The sequence below is a fragment of the Vicinamibacteria bacterium genome (assembly GCA_035620555.1).
Taxonomy (GTDB): domain Bacteria; phylum Acidobacteriota; class Vicinamibacteria; order Marinacidobacterales; family SMYC01; genus DASPGQ01.
The window spans coordinates 1-12892 of record DASPGQ010000552.1 but is presented as its reverse complement, the minus strand read 5'-3'; the positions used below and the strand labels follow the sequence as shown (position 1 = coordinate 12892).

Genomic DNA, 12892 nt, shown 5'->3' with positions numbered 1-12892 from the left:
GACCGTACGCATCCTGGGTGACATCATCGAGCCACCGCTGCCCGCGAAAGTAAGGGAAGTTGGAGACAAGGGTATTTGAAAGCCGACGGGAAAGAGGCTCTTCTCGAAGAGACATCGCGAGATCATCCGTGCGCAGATGCTAGCGAAAGCGGACTTTACGACGAACCGGGGTAGCTCCACGAGCTCGACGCCGATCGGCGGTTCGCCTGACCGGCACCCGCCACCTCGTACGGTTTGCCCTCGTCTTTCAGGAGCTTGCCGACGCGGGCGACGAGCTCTTCCGCTCCCCTCCCGGTAAGGGCGGAGACGAGAATGCTGTCGGATCGAATCTCGAAGCTCGCACGCTCTTCGGCGGATAGCAGATCGACCTTGTTGAACACGAGCAGCCGGGGAATGGAATCGAGACCGAGCTCGGAGAGAATCGTCTCGACGTTGCCCATCCGGTTGGGGTAGTCGGGATGAGAAGCATCGACGACGTGCAGAATGAGCGAGGAGGTCTCGATCTCCTCGAGCGTCGCCCGAAACGCCTCGATGAGCTCCGGAGGTAGCTCCCGGATGAACCCGACGGTGTCGGCGAGAAGGACCTCACGCTCGACGGGTACCCTGAGCCTGCGGCTCGTCGGGTCGAGGGTCTCGAACATGCGACTCGACGCCCCCACGTCGCTCTCCGTCAGTCGATTCAGGAGACTGGACTTCCCCGCGTTCGTGTAGCCGACGAGCGTAACGATCGGCAGGCCCCGGCCCACGCGGCGCTTTCGCCTCTCGCCGCGCTTGCGCCGGACGTCCTGGATCTCCGACTGGAGCCTCGTGATTCGGTCCCGAGCGCGCCGCCGGTCGATCTCGAGCTTCGTCTCTCCGGGACCCCGGCCCCCGATCCCTCCGGTGAGCCGAGAGAGTGCCGTGTCCATCTCGGTCAGCCGAGGCAGCATGTAACGGAGCTGGGCGAGCTCGACCTGAAGCTTTCCTTCACGACTCTGAGCTCGCCGCGCGAAGATATCGAGGATGAGCTGGGTGCGGTCCAAGATCTTGAGGTCCGTGGCCGCGGAGATCGAGCGGATCTGCGCCGGGGTGAGATTCCGGTTGAAGATGATGAGATCGGCGCCGACTTGCAGCGCGCGAATGACGAGCTCCTCGGTCTTCCCTTTTCCGACGAGATAGCGGGGGTCGAGCTTCGCTCGACGCTGGATGACGGTGTCGAGAATGACGACGTCGGAAAATCGTGCCAGCTCGGAGAGCTCCTGGAGGCGCTCCTTCTCCTCCTCGACACTCTCCGTCGTGACACCGACCAGGATCGCCCTCTCCCTTCCATCGAAGCGATGCAGCTCGCCTCGTTTCGCCGCGAACTCGTTCTCGAGTGCGGTGATGAAGTCGAGGAAGTCGAGATCGAGCTGGCTGGGTACGACGGGAGGGAGAAGCTCCCAGGCCGGCGCGCCGCGATCGCCGTTCGAGGCCGGGGAAAGATAAGCGGTCCGCACGAGACCGGGAAGACCGTCCTCGCCCACGTCGATGGCGGACATCGCGTCGAGACGCAGGAGCACGAGGTCCGTCAGATCGTCGCGCGTCAAAGGCTCCATGGCCAGGTGCGTGTGCAGGCAGCGAATGCCGCGAAAGCGGCGTTCGGCGATTCGCAGCCGCTTCAGGTCGGGAAGGACGATCTGGCGCGCATCGCCGACGATGACCCACTCCACCTCGCCCTTGCGGTTGACGAGGACGCCGACCTGTCGTCGAATCCGGTGCGAAATCTCGGTGAGCTGCCGGGCGAAGTCATGAGTCAAGAGCTCGTGCGGCGGCAGACGTCTCTGGTACAGCTTTTCGAGCTGCCTCCGCTCACTGGCCCCGAGCCCCGTGGTGTTGCCTTCTAGTTTGTGAATCGGTGCCTCTCGACCGCGCTAGGACGTCTCTTTGCGCGCTTCGGCAATGAGCAAGTCGAGCTTCGCGCGCGCGGAGAGATAATTGGGGTCGACTTCCAGGGTTTTTTCGTAAGCCTCGATGGCCTTCTGCCGGTCTCCGAGCTTGAGGTATGTCTCGCCGAGATAGTATCGGGAATCCGCAAGCTTCGAGTCCCGCGATACGGCCTTCTTGAAATGGCGGATCGCCTCCTCGTAGTTTCCTTGCTGGTACTGGATGACTCCGAGGTGATGGTAATAGTAGGCGTTGGACCCTCCCGCCTTGGCGGCACGCTCGAACTCGCGGATGGCATCATCTACGTGCCCCATCGCGTAGTAAGCGGCCCCGAGGTTCGATCGCGCCTCGGCGAACTTCGGGTCCGTTTCGAGGGCGAGCTTGTACTGCTCGATCGCCTCGTCGACGCGCCCCCGACGGCGCAAGGCTACGCCGAGGTTGTTGCGCGCCCGGGGAAAGCCCGGATCGATCTCGAGCGACATCTCGTACATCTCGAGCTCGGCTTCCTCGGGATCGAAGCTGTCACCCATGTCGCCGGCGGTCTCCGCGTAGTACCCATACAAAAAGCCTTGATTGTTGTAGTAGTTCGCGATCGCCTCGAAGTCGTCGATGACCTTGGCGCCGACGTACTCACGCTCCGGGGTCCGGGTGAAGTCGATCATCGTCAGGTCGGGCCCGTGCCGGACGCCTGCGGTGATATGTCCATTGTTGACGATGACCTCCGCCTCTTTCGAGATCGTTTCCACCGTCGTCACGTCCACGTAAACCGCGTCGACACCGACCTCCCGTGCCATCCCGATGAACAGGTTCGTGTAGGCGAGACAGTTGCCCTTGCCTTCGTAGAACACCTGCTGGGCGGTCTTGTTCGAAAGCCAATCGTACGAGATCGACATGCCGGTGCGGCTTATGATGGCGTTCACGATGGCCCGGGTGCGTTCCGTGTCGGTGCGGAGATTCTCCACCGATTTCCACGCGAGCGCACGGATCTCGTCGTTGATATCGTAGGGGACGACTACCTTCTGCGCGACCTCTTCGGGCACTCGGGTGCTCAGGTCGGCAATGATCTCCTCGGGGCGGAACTGAACCCGCTGCGAGGTGCCGCAGGCGGCGAACACCACCGGTGCGAGCAGCAACCACGGAAGGACGTGCCTTTCGAGGAAAGCCCACTCAGAAAGGGTAACGGCTTTCAAGTACTACTCCACCTTTAGTATAGCACGCACGACTCACGCCGCGTTTGCGCTCCCGACACTTACAGCGTATCCTCGTCCCAGATTTTACGAAAGGGGATTGCCTTGATGCCGTTCAACAAAGAGTGGGTTGCGCTTGCGACCGTCGCCGGTCTCGCGACCGCCTCTGCATTCGCTCAGGACAAGCTCAGCAAGGGCGACAAGGAGTGGATGGAAAAGGAAGTGGGCGCCATCATCACCGCTCAGGAGAAGTCGTTGTTCGAGTCGATCGACAAGGACGACCGGAAGCTCTTCAAGGACCTTTTCTGGATGAGACGCGACTTCGACCCGACCACGCCCGACAACGAGTTTCGCAAAATCTACGAGCAGCGGATGAAGGCCGCCGACGACAACTTCCAACAGCGAGGTCAGAAGGGCCACGAGACCGACATGGGGCAGATCCTGTTGCTCATGGGTGGTCCCAGCCAGCAGGTGGAAGGGCGCGCGGCGGGATCTTCCCAGGGCGAGCTGCCAGGGAGCACACCGGGCACGGATCCGGGCCCCGGCACCGGTGCCGGGCCGGAGGCGGATCCGGGCACGGGCTCGGGACGAGAGGGTTTCGGCTCGGATTTCGGCGGTGGCGGTGGCGCGAGCCAGGCGGTCAGCTGGGTCTATGACCCGAATCCGCAGCTCGGTTATCCCGACGGGCTCACGATCGAGTTTCGCCAGCAATCGCAGTTCGGCTTTCGTATCGCGAACCGGGACGCGATCGCCGAAACGCTCGAACGGGTCAAGGAGCGATTGGTATCGAATCCCTCGGTGAACTACGCCCGCGACGAGAGCGGTCGCCTGCGCAAGGCCGACGCGCGTTTCGACCCCAACAGCCCGGCGAAGCTGGCCCTCAAAGCGCTCCAGGACACGGGTCAGACGAGCGACGCCATCGGCTTCGCCGTGAACCCCCTGTTCTTTCGCTCGACCGAGGGCCAGGTCTACATCCCGATGGACTTCGTCATCGAGCACGGCATCGATCGCGGCGAGGCCACGGTTTTCGGCGCCGTCGAGAACGCGGACGGATTCACCGTCTATCAATTCGAGGAAAAGGCCGAGCTGATATCAGGACCGAAAGACCACCTCGGCTGGGAGATGCCTCTGCAGCTCCAGCCCGGTCTCTACACTCTCTATATCGGAATCATGGACGATGCCTCGCAGGTACTGGGTACGCAGGTGATCGACCTGGACGTGCCGGATTTCGACGCGGGGGAGCTGACCCTGTCTTCCATCTTGATGTTCGTGAAGGGCACGCAGACCGGCGAAGCGATGGGCGCGCCGGGCAAGGCCTTCATGCTGGGGGGGTACCATTTCGCCCCCAAGCGCGAGATGATCTACACGCAAAGCGATCAGCTATCGGGCGTCTTCAATGCCTACGGCTACGGCCTCGAGGGCGACAAGCCCAACCTGACCGTCCAGGTGACCTTCTTCCGTGAAGGCGAGCGCCGCGGCGCGACCAAGGACGAGCCGTTCATGCTCCAGACGAACGAAATGGCGCTCACGATCTTCGACATCCCCCTGAACCTTCCGAACTTCCAGGACCCGGGGAACTACAAGGTCGAGGTCAAGGTGACCGATCACGTGACCAGCAAGGTCTTGACCGAGGAGATCGCGTTCGTGATGCAGGGGCAGCAGGAGCAGTAGGCCGGCTAGAGCTTCCTCAGGCTGCTTTCTTCTGCGCCACTTCGCCGAGGACTTCGAGGGCCTTGTCGAGAACGGGGTCCGCGTCCTCGCTTTCGGGCTCCTCGGAGCCGGCGACCTCGATCGTCGGCTCGAGGCCCTCGCCGAGAAGGGCCTTTCCATCGGCCGTCCAGTACTGCGCGACCGAGAGTACGAGCCCGGAACCGTCACCGAGCGAGATCGCTTTTTGAACACCGACGCGCCCCGAAGTTGGAACGCCGAGGATCTCACCACGCTTCGCCGTTCGGAAGGCGCTCGCCAGAATTTCCGCGGCACCCGAGCTTCCCCGGTTGATCAGAAGCGCTACCGGCCCGGAGAACGCGACGCTCCCGCGGTCGAGCTGTAGATCCGACGTTTCCCCCTTCCTCGACTGGAGGCGGGCGGCGAGTCCGCCATCGATGAAGAGCTCGGCGACGCGGGCACCATCCTCCGCGAGGCGCCCAAAGCTATTGCGAACGTCCAGGACGATCGCACGAGCCCCTTGTTTCTTCAAGAGCTCGATTCCGCGCTTCGTGTCGATCTCGACACCGCTCCGGAACGACGTGATCTTGATATACCCGGTCCCGTCTTCGAGGAGCTCGAAGCTCACGGGCGAGGCGACGACGTCGCGGCGAGCCACCTTGATCTCGAGCGGATCGGCCTGTCGACCCCGGATGATCTCGAGCGAAACCTCGGAGCCCGCGGCGCCTTTCAGCATCGAATCGCCCACGATGACGTTGACCTCGCGCGTGTTCTCGCCGTCGATCGATTTGATCAGATCACCGGGTTCGACCCCCGCCGCCTCGGCGGGAGAACCCGCGAGCACCGCCACCACCTGCAAGTAGTAGCGCTTGGACAGCTCCACGCCGATGTCGGGCTTGGCGTGGGAGCTCGGATCCTTGAACGCGCTGTACTGTTCGGGCGTGAGGTAACAGCTATCGGGGTCGAGGGCGTCCATCATTCCTCGAATCGCTCCGTCCATGACCTTGTCCATGTCGGGAGGGGTCACGTAATTGTTCATGACGAGCGTGACTACGTCCTGGAACACGGAAAGGTAGCGGTAGGCACCTTCACGCGCTATCGCTCGGCCGAGAAAGCCGCCGAGGATCGCGTAGAGCACGAATGGAGCGGAAATAGCGAGGAGAATGTGTTTTACGCGCACCTTCTTCATACTGGCTTTATTGTGCCCCGACCGGAACGGTTGGTCAATTCGAAGCGAGCCGCTTGTCGGGGTCGAGCCAGCCCTCGGGATTCACCGGCTTGCCATCGACACGAAGCTCGAAATAGAGCGCCGGGCCCGAGAGCGAGCCGGTGTCTCCAACGGTCGCAATCGCCTCGCCGGTCGAAACCCAATCGCCCGCCGCCACAATCAGCTCGTTCAGATAACCATACAAGCTGTGCGCCCCTCCGGGATGACGCACGATGAGGAGCCTCCCGTAACCCTGGAACCACGACGCGAAGACGACCTCACCTTCGTAGACGACGTGGACGCTCGTGCCGGACGGCGCGTCGATCTCGATTCCGTTTCGGACCGTCACCGTGAGGAAGCGCGGATGCACCTGCCGGCCGAATCGACCCGAAAGCGCCCCTTCGACCGGCCAACCGACGCTGCCTTCGAAGACCGCCAGAGGAAGATGAACGGTCTCGTCGACCGCCTGGCCTTCGCCCAGGCTCTCGACGAGCTTCGAGAGCTCCGATCGCGCCTGCTCGAGCTCGAGCACCAGCGTGCCGGCCATCTCCTGACGCTCGTTGACGATCTCGAGGAGCGCTTCGCGGCTCGCCCGTCGGTGCTCGAGAGTACGAGTCGTCTTTTCGCGCTCTTCTCGAGTCGCCAGCGCCTGCTGGGTCTTCTCCAACAGCTCGGCTTTGGTCTCCTCGAGGGCGCGCTGGTCGTCGACGAACTGCCGCATCTTCGTCGAATCCTCGCGAGCGAGTCGGGAAATATAGCGGTAGGCACGGGTGAGCTCGGAGGGTCGCTCTACCGAGAGTAGCAGCCTCGTGTAGCTCAACCTCCCCAGCTTGTAGAGGCTTCTCGAGCGACGTACGAGAAAGGGCTTGAGCTCGGCGATCGAGGCCTCGAGCGCCTGGATCCGTTTCAGGACCTCGTCCACCTCACGAGTGCTCCTTTGAAGCAAGATCCCCAGACGCTCGATCTCGTCGGTGGCGACCTGGATCTCGACGTCGATCCGGTACAGTTCTCCCAAAAGCGACGACTCCTGGTCATCGAGACCGTCGAGCTCCTGGCGAAGCTCGTCGAGGCGGTGACCCAGGGCCGCGAGCTTCTTCTCTTCTTCGACGCGCCGCGCTTCGACGTCGGCGGGATCTCCCGCGGGCGCGGGATAAACGAGCGCCGCGACGAGGACGAGGGGGGGGAGCATCCACCTCACGAGGCATCAGTATGAGGGGAGCGCGCCTCGGTCCGCAACTGCCAGCGTGATGCGCGCGGGCTTTCCCGCACCTCCTTCGAGAGTCAGGTCACGACCCGTGAATGACCTCATCATCTCGAGCAGCTCCAACGAGTCAGGGTGGAGGCGCCAGGTCGAGATCCTCGAGGATGCGGGGCTGAACGCGAGCGCGAGAAGGATAGGCTCGACCAGCACGGGCGGGAGAACGAATGGCTGGGAAAAAAGACGCCGAAACTCGGAGGCCGCTTCCTCGCCGACGGACTCGACCGACCCGCCTCGCCTCGAGACGGCCGAGACGGTGATGGGGATCCCGCCGAAAACCCCGGTGATGGCGACGACACTCCCCGACTTCGGGCCGGGGAGCTTCACCAGCTGTACGGACGAGTCGACCCCGGCTACCGCGGTCCCGGAGCGGGCCCGCGCCGCCTGTCGTTGCTGCACGTGCGCGGGAAGGGCGGCCGGGGCCCCCGACAGAATGCGGATCGCTTCGAGCTCTCCTTTCCGGTCGAGGTCGAGCGGGCTCAAAGGGGTCACTGTCTCCTGAACGATCGCGGTCATCTGACCTCCGCCGTGCGGGGGAAAGCCCGCTCGCTGCAGCGTGAGTCCGATGCGAAGGCCGATTCGAGTCGAAAGCGCCGTGAAACTGGTCGCGGCGACTTCGAACGTCGCTCCGTCGCTCGCGTGCGTGCTCCCGGTGAAGACGAGCTCGGCCGCCTCCCCACGAACGCCCAGGGCAACGCTCGCCGTCGATACGAGAGGTACGACGGGCTCACTCGGCGGGAGCTCGAATCGATGCCTGCCCCCGCGAGGGCTGCCGGGCTCGAAGCGGATCGTGTCGCCGAGCTCCCATCGGCCCGCCCACAAGTCCGCGAAGACGCGAACGACGGCTTGCTCGTTCTCGCCGAGAGCGAGCCTTAGGCGAGCCTCGAAACCTTTGCCCGTCGCGCAGGACAAAGCGAGCGCGGCGCGTAGGGCCGCCGAGCTACCGATGTCGATTTCCATCGTCTATACTGACCTCGTTCCAAGCCTGAAATGCGAGTCATGGGGATCGATCTCGGGGAAAGGCGAATCGGTGTGGCGCTGTCCGACGAGGGCGGAGTCATCGCTTCTCCCCGGGAGACCGTCGAGCGAAAGGGCAACCGCAGGGACATTCCCCTTCTTCTCGACATCGCGCGGCGCGAGAACGTCGGCGAGATCCTCGTCGGGATGCCGCTGAGCCTCGACGGCTCCGAGGGAGCTCAGGCGCGAAAAGTGGCGCGATTCGTCGAAGCCCTGCGCGCCGAGACCGACCTCACCGTCACGACGTGGGACGAGCGCCTGTCGACGGTGAGCGCCGAGAGGGCGCTCCTCGAGGCCGACGTTTCCCGAGAGAAGAGGCGACGGGCGATCGATCGCGTCGCCGCGGCCATCATCCTGCAAAGCTACCTGGATCAGAAGCACGCTTAGCTCCTCATGCGCTTCGTCAAGGCCGTTTTCCTGCTCCTCGTTCTCGCCGCCGTCGCCATCGGGACCTACGCCTATCACGCGGTCCAGCTGTCACGGGAACCTTATAAAGGATACCCGGGGAGCGAGGTCTTTTTTAGCGTTCCTCGAGGGGCGAGCGGTACCCGGGTCGGGAGCAAGCTCGAGGACGAAGGCATCATCCGGGACCGGCGGATCTTCGTCGCCGCGCTGCGTCTCCGTGGCGAGACGGACCGCATTCAAGCGGGAGAGTATCGGTTCTCCGGGCCGGTCTCGATGCTCGAAGTGATCGATCGGCTCATCGCCGGCGACGTCTATACGTTTCCCGTCACGATCCCCGAAGGCCTCACGCTGAAAGAGACCGCGGAGAACCTCGCCGCCCAGAATCTCGGGGAGTCGGGGGTCTTCCTCGAGCTGTTCGACGAAGCGTCATCGATTTCCGACCTCGACCCGGATGCGTGGAACCTGGAGGGCTATCTCTTCCCGACGACCTATCACTTCACCCGCGGCGTCGAGCCTTCCGAGATCGCGAGGACGCTCGTGGCCCAGTTCCGAGAGGTCCTCGACCGGAAACGGCGCGACCGTGCCGCCGAGCTCGGGATGACGATCCGTCAGGTCGTGACGCTCGCGTCCATCGTGGAAAAAGAGACTGGAAGCGCCCCGGAGCGCCCGATCATTGCATCCGTGTTCTGGAACCGATTGAATCGCGGGATGGCCCTTGCCAGCGACCCGACCCTCATCTACGCGCTCAAGCTCGAGGGCCGCTTCGACGGCAATTTGCGCCGCTCGGACCTCGAGATGGACTCGCCCTACAACTCGTATCGGCGCACCGGGCTCCCTCCGAGTCCCATCGCCTCGCCCGGCCATGCGTCGATCGATGCGGTGCTCGAGCCCGCGAAGTCCGACTACCTCTACTTCGTGTCGAAGAACGACGGGACCCATCATTTCTCCAGGACCTACCGCGAGCACCAGGCGGCCGTTCGCGAGTACCAGATCGATTACTTTCGACGCCGGCGAAATGGAGGAGGAGGCTCGTGAGAAGACAGGCCGTCACGGCTTGTCTTCTCTTTCTCGCTTACGCCGCACTCACCATCGTCTTCACCTACCCGCTCGCGTGGCACCTCGGAACGCATCACGTGGGAGAAGCCGGCGGAGACGCCAAGAGCTACCTCTGGAGCTACTGGTGGGTGTCCCGCGCGCTGCGCGCGGGAGTGAGCCCCTTCGAGACCGACGCCATTTTCCATCCCATCGGAATCGGGCTGTCGCTTCATACCCTGGCATTCTCTCAGGGGGTCGCCTTCACCGCGCTCAGCACGCTCGCGGGGGAGGTCCGCGCCGCCAACCTCGTCGTCCTCTGGACGTTCGTCGCCTCGGCGCTCGCCGCCTACGCGCTCGCCCGTGAGGTCGGCGCCGGGCGGGCGGGAGCGTTTCTCGCGGGAACGATCTTCGCATTTTGCCCCTATCGGCTCGCGCGCCTGTCGGGACACTACGATTTGCTGGGAACGGAGTGGCTGCCGCTCTACGCGCTGTTCCTCTGGAAGTCCCGGGAGCGGGCCCGGCTCGCGCTGGTGGCCGGAGTCGTTGCGGCTCTCGCCGGGTACACCGCGGCGACCTACCTCGTGTTCATCGCCCTCTTCGCGGTGCTGCTGTCGTTGATCCGGCGGGATTTGCTGGGGCGCGCGGCGGCGAGCGGCGGGATCGCGGCGATTCTGCTGTCACCGCTCTTGTTCCAGTTGTGGCGCGACCTCGGTGATTGGACCTACCCTCCTTACGCGGGTGGTGACATCTACGCGGCCGATCCCGTGTCCTATATCACTCGCTCGACGGACGCGGCGAACCTCACCGAGGCGACGGTGTTCGCGGGCTACTCCGTTCTGGTTCTCGGTCTCGCGGGCTTGTGGCATTGGAGATCTCATCGCGCACTTCCCTTCTGGCTCGCGTCGGCAGGCGCTTTTTTTGTCCTCAGCCTGGGAGGGGTGCCGTTCGAAATCCTCGGCGGGTTGCCTCTTCTCGAGCACCTCCGAGCGCCTTCCCGTTTCTCCATCATGGTCATGCTGTCGCTCGCCATCGTCGTGGCTCTCGAATGGAGCCTTATGAAAGAGACTCTGGGGAAAGGGTATCCTTACGTCACCGCGCTGGCCGCGGCCGTGGTGCTGGCCGAGTACCTCGCGGTGCCCGTTCCCCTCTTCGACGCGAAGCTTCATCCCGTCTATGCCCGGCTCGCGGCCGAGAAGAACAGGGACACCGTGATCGAGGTTCCCGGGATCGAGCAATCTCCGGGCGAGATCATGTTTCATCAGACGGTTCACGCGAAGCCCATCCTCGTGGGATCGGTTGCCCGGGTCCCTCGCGAGAAGACCGAGTATTACCTGGGGCTTCCGCTGGTGCGTCCGCTCATCGACCTGAGGAAGGGAAGGCTCGAGCTGACCGAGGAGCTCGTCGCGCGGGAGCGGGAGACCGCCCCCGAAGTCGCCCGCTTCCTCGGGCTCGGCTATTTCGTTCTCGACGTGGCTTACCGGAAACGAGGGGTCGTCTCGTTCGTGGAGCGCGTCCTTCCCGTGGACACCTGGCACGAGGACGACACCCTCGTGGTCCTCAAGACGAGGGGGGATGAGCTCCCTCCAAATCCCGAGGCCGTCTCCGCAGCGTCTCGCGCTCATTTCGAAAGCGGCTGGTCGCGCCCGGAACGGGAGCAGGATTACGTGTTTCGCTGGGCGAACCGCGAACGGTCGACCCTCCTCTTCCGCCGCCCCGAGGGGTCTCGCGTCGCGGTGATCGAGCTCGCCCCTCTCGACGGGACCGAGCAGGAGCTCGCGATCCGATCGAAACACTTTGTCCTGTCGTCGGGATGGCAAGACGTGCGCCTCGAGCTCGGGCCGGGAACGGACGGCACGGTGGAACGGCTCGAGCTCGGCTGGTCGCGATTGACCCGGGCTTCCGACCGCGATCCGCGCCGGGTTGCCGCGAGAGTGCGGGCGATCCGTTTCGAGTAGCTTTCACTCGGCGCGCAGGGCCTCGATGGGATCGAGCCCGCTCGCCTTGAGCGCGGGCAGGACGCCCGACAGCACTCCCGTCAAAAGGCTCACGGCGAGCGCGAGACCCACGAAGGTCAGCGGGGTATGCACCGGAAGCCCCGGCACGGCCGCCCGCAACAACGTCGAGATACCCAGACCGCCCAGGAGACCGACCCCGCCGCCGGCGGTGGCGAGGGCGACCGCCTCCGCCAGGAACACCGCCTGAACCTGGCGCCTCGAGGCGCCCACGGCACGGATGAGGCCAATCTCGTGGGTCCTCTCGCCCACCGCGATCCACATCATCGTCAAGATCCCGATCGCCCCGACGAGGAGCGAGATTCCGGCGATAGCGCCCACGGCAACGGTGACGACGTTCATCACGTTCCCCATCACGTCCAGCATGGCCTCCTGGGTGGTGATGGTGAAGTCCTCGTTTCCCGCGTGGCGGTCGACGAGAAGCCGCGTCACCTGATCGACCGCGGCCTGAAGCGGGACCGTCCCTCGATAGATGAGGTCGATCTCGGCGACCTCGTCGACATTGAAGATGCGCATGGCCGAAGCCACGGGAATGTACGCCGAATCGTCGATATCGAACCCGAGGAATTGCCCCTTGGGCTCCATCACTCCCACGACCCGGAACCGCGCGCCCCCGATCCGCACGAAGCTCCCGAGAGCATTCTCGTTTCCGAAGAGCTCCCGCTTGAGCGTGGGACCGAGGACCGCCGCCGCCTGTCTCCGGTGCGGATCGTCACCCGTCCAGAAGCTCCCTTGCCGGACGTGGAACTTCCACACGTCGGGAATGTCGGGCGTGACGCCGTAGACGAAAACGCTCCGCCCTCGCTCAAAGGCCTCGACCCGCGCCATCCCGAAGACGACGGGAACGATCTTCTCGATGCTGGGAAGCCGTCCCAAAGCCTCCATATCGTCGAGAGTGAGCTTGTGCGTCGTGCCTCCGAGCACTCCGGGAATGCCGAGCGTCTCCGCTTTGCCGGGGTTGATCGCGATGAGATTGGTGCCGAACTGGGTAAACTGCTCGAGGATGTAGCGGCGCGTCCCCTCGCCGATCGACGTGAGGAGAATGACAGAGCCGATCCCGATGGCGATGCCCAGAGTGGACAGGGCCGACCGGAGGCGATGTCCGGAAACCGAAGTCAGCGCGAACCGGAGCAGACTGGCTGTGCTCATCGACGCGCCAGAGCGAGGATCGGGTCGAGCTTCGACGCGCGGCGCGCGGGCA

The 12892-nt window shown here is 64.2% G+C and carries 10 protein-coding genes; 4 read left to right on the top strand and 6 right to left on the bottom strand.

The annotated features are described in order from the left end of the window. Window positions 1–155: 155 nt before the first annotated feature. Together hflX and VEK15_22300 are read right to left on the bottom strand one after the other, a co-directional pair. On the bottom strand, window positions 156–1775 hold the full coding sequence (gene hflX / locus VEK15_22305; protein HXV63450.1) for a GTPase HflX: 1620 nt from the start codon (window positions 1773–1775) through the stop codon (window positions 156–158). Between the two features lie 114 nt (window positions 1776–1889). Beyond that, on the bottom strand, window positions 1890–3092 hold the full coding sequence (locus VEK15_22300) for a tetratricopeptide repeat protein (protein ID HXV63449.1): 1203 nt from the start codon (window positions 3090–3092) through the stop codon (window positions 1890–1892). Between the two features lie 105 nt (window positions 3093–3197). On the opposite strand from VEK15_22300, the gene VEK15_22295 reads away from it, so the two are divergent. Beyond that, entirely contained in the window at window positions 3198–4760 is a 1563-nt protein-coding gene (locus tag VEK15_22295) for a GWxTD domain-containing protein (protein HXV63448.1), read from the top strand. Window positions 4761–4776: 16 nt separating this feature from the next. On the opposite strand, the gene VEK15_22290 is transcribed toward VEK15_22295, so the two are convergent. Genes VEK15_22290 through VEK15_22280 form a run of 3 tightly spaced genes read right to left on the bottom strand, consistent with a single transcriptional unit; the run spans window position 4777 to window position 8182 of the window. Beyond that, entirely contained in the window at window positions 4777–5946 is a 1170-nt protein-coding gene (locus tag VEK15_22290) for a S41 family peptidase (protein ID HXV63447.1), read from the bottom strand. 34 nt (window positions 5947–5980) lie between these two features. Then, complete coding sequence (locus VEK15_22285) at window positions 5981–7153, bottom strand: peptidoglycan DD-metalloendopeptidase family protein (protein ID HXV63446.1); 1173 nt, start codon at window positions 7151–7153, stop codon at window positions 5981–5983. Window positions 7154–7168: 15 nt separating this feature from the next. Then, complete coding sequence (locus VEK15_22280; GenBank protein HXV63445.1) at window positions 7169–8182, bottom strand: RNA 3'-terminal phosphate cyclase; 1014 nt, start codon at window positions 8180–8182, stop codon at window positions 7169–7171. A gap of 30 nt (window positions 8183–8212) precedes the next feature. Here VEK15_22280 and ruvX point away from each other — a divergent pair, with 30 nt between their 5' ends. Genes ruvX through VEK15_22265 form a run of 3 tightly spaced genes read left to right on the top strand, consistent with a single transcriptional unit; the run spans window position 8213 to window position 11634 of the window. Further along, a complete protein-coding gene (gene ruvX, locus VEK15_22275; GenBank protein ID HXV63444.1) occupies window positions 8213–8626 on the top strand; it encodes a Holliday junction resolvase RuvX in 414 nt (137 codons plus the stop codon). Window positions 8627–8632: 6 nt separating this feature from the next. Beyond that, window positions 8633–9679, top strand: coding sequence for an endolytic transglycosylase MltG (gene mltG / locus VEK15_22270; protein HXV63443.1), 1047 nt, complete (start codon window positions 8633–8635; stop codon window positions 9677–9679). Beyond that, window positions 9676–11634, top strand: coding sequence for a hypothetical protein (locus VEK15_22265; GenBank protein HXV63442.1), 1959 nt, complete (start codon window positions 9676–9678; stop codon window positions 11632–11634). Before mltG ends, VEK15_22265 begins: the two co-directional genes overlap by 4 nt. Before the next feature lie 3 nt (window positions 11635–11637). Here the strand turns inward: VEK15_22265 and VEK15_22260 are convergent, their stop codons facing one another. Continuing rightward, entirely contained in the window at window positions 11638–12840 is a 1203-nt protein-coding gene (locus VEK15_22260; GenBank protein HXV63441.1) for an ABC transporter permease, read from the bottom strand. Window positions 12841–12892: the final 52 nt, after the last annotated feature.

What these genes read in the sequence shown, in the direction of transcription:
- VEK15_22295 (HXV63448.1), top strand. Translation starts at nt 3,198, where the DNA reads ATGCCGTTCAACAAAGAGTGGGTTGCGCTTGCGACCGTCGCCGGTCTC.
- VEK15_22290 (HXV63447.1), bottom strand. Translation starts at nt 5,946, where the DNA reads ATGAAGAAGGTGCGCGTAAAACACATTCTCCTCGCTATTTCCGCTCCA.
- VEK15_22285 (HXV63446.1), bottom strand. Translation starts at nt 7,153, where the DNA reads ATGCTCCCCCCCCTCGTCCTCGTCGCGGCGCTCGTTTATCCCGCGCCC.
- VEK15_22280 (HXV63445.1), bottom strand. Translation starts at nt 8,182, where the DNA reads ATGGAAATCGACATCGGTAGCTCGGCGGCCCTACGCGCCGCGCTCGCT.
- ruvX (HXV63444.1), top strand. Translation starts at nt 8,213, where the DNA reads ATGCGAGTCATGGGGATCGATCTCGGGGAAAGGCGAATCGGTGTGGCG.
- mltG (HXV63443.1), top strand. Translation starts at nt 8,633, where the DNA reads ATGCGCTTCGTCAAGGCCGTTTTCCTGCTCCTCGTTCTCGCCGCCGTC.
- VEK15_22260 (HXV63441.1), bottom strand. Translation starts at nt 12,840, where the DNA reads ATGAGCACAGCCAGTCTGCTCCGGTTCGCGCTGACTTCGGTTTCCGGA.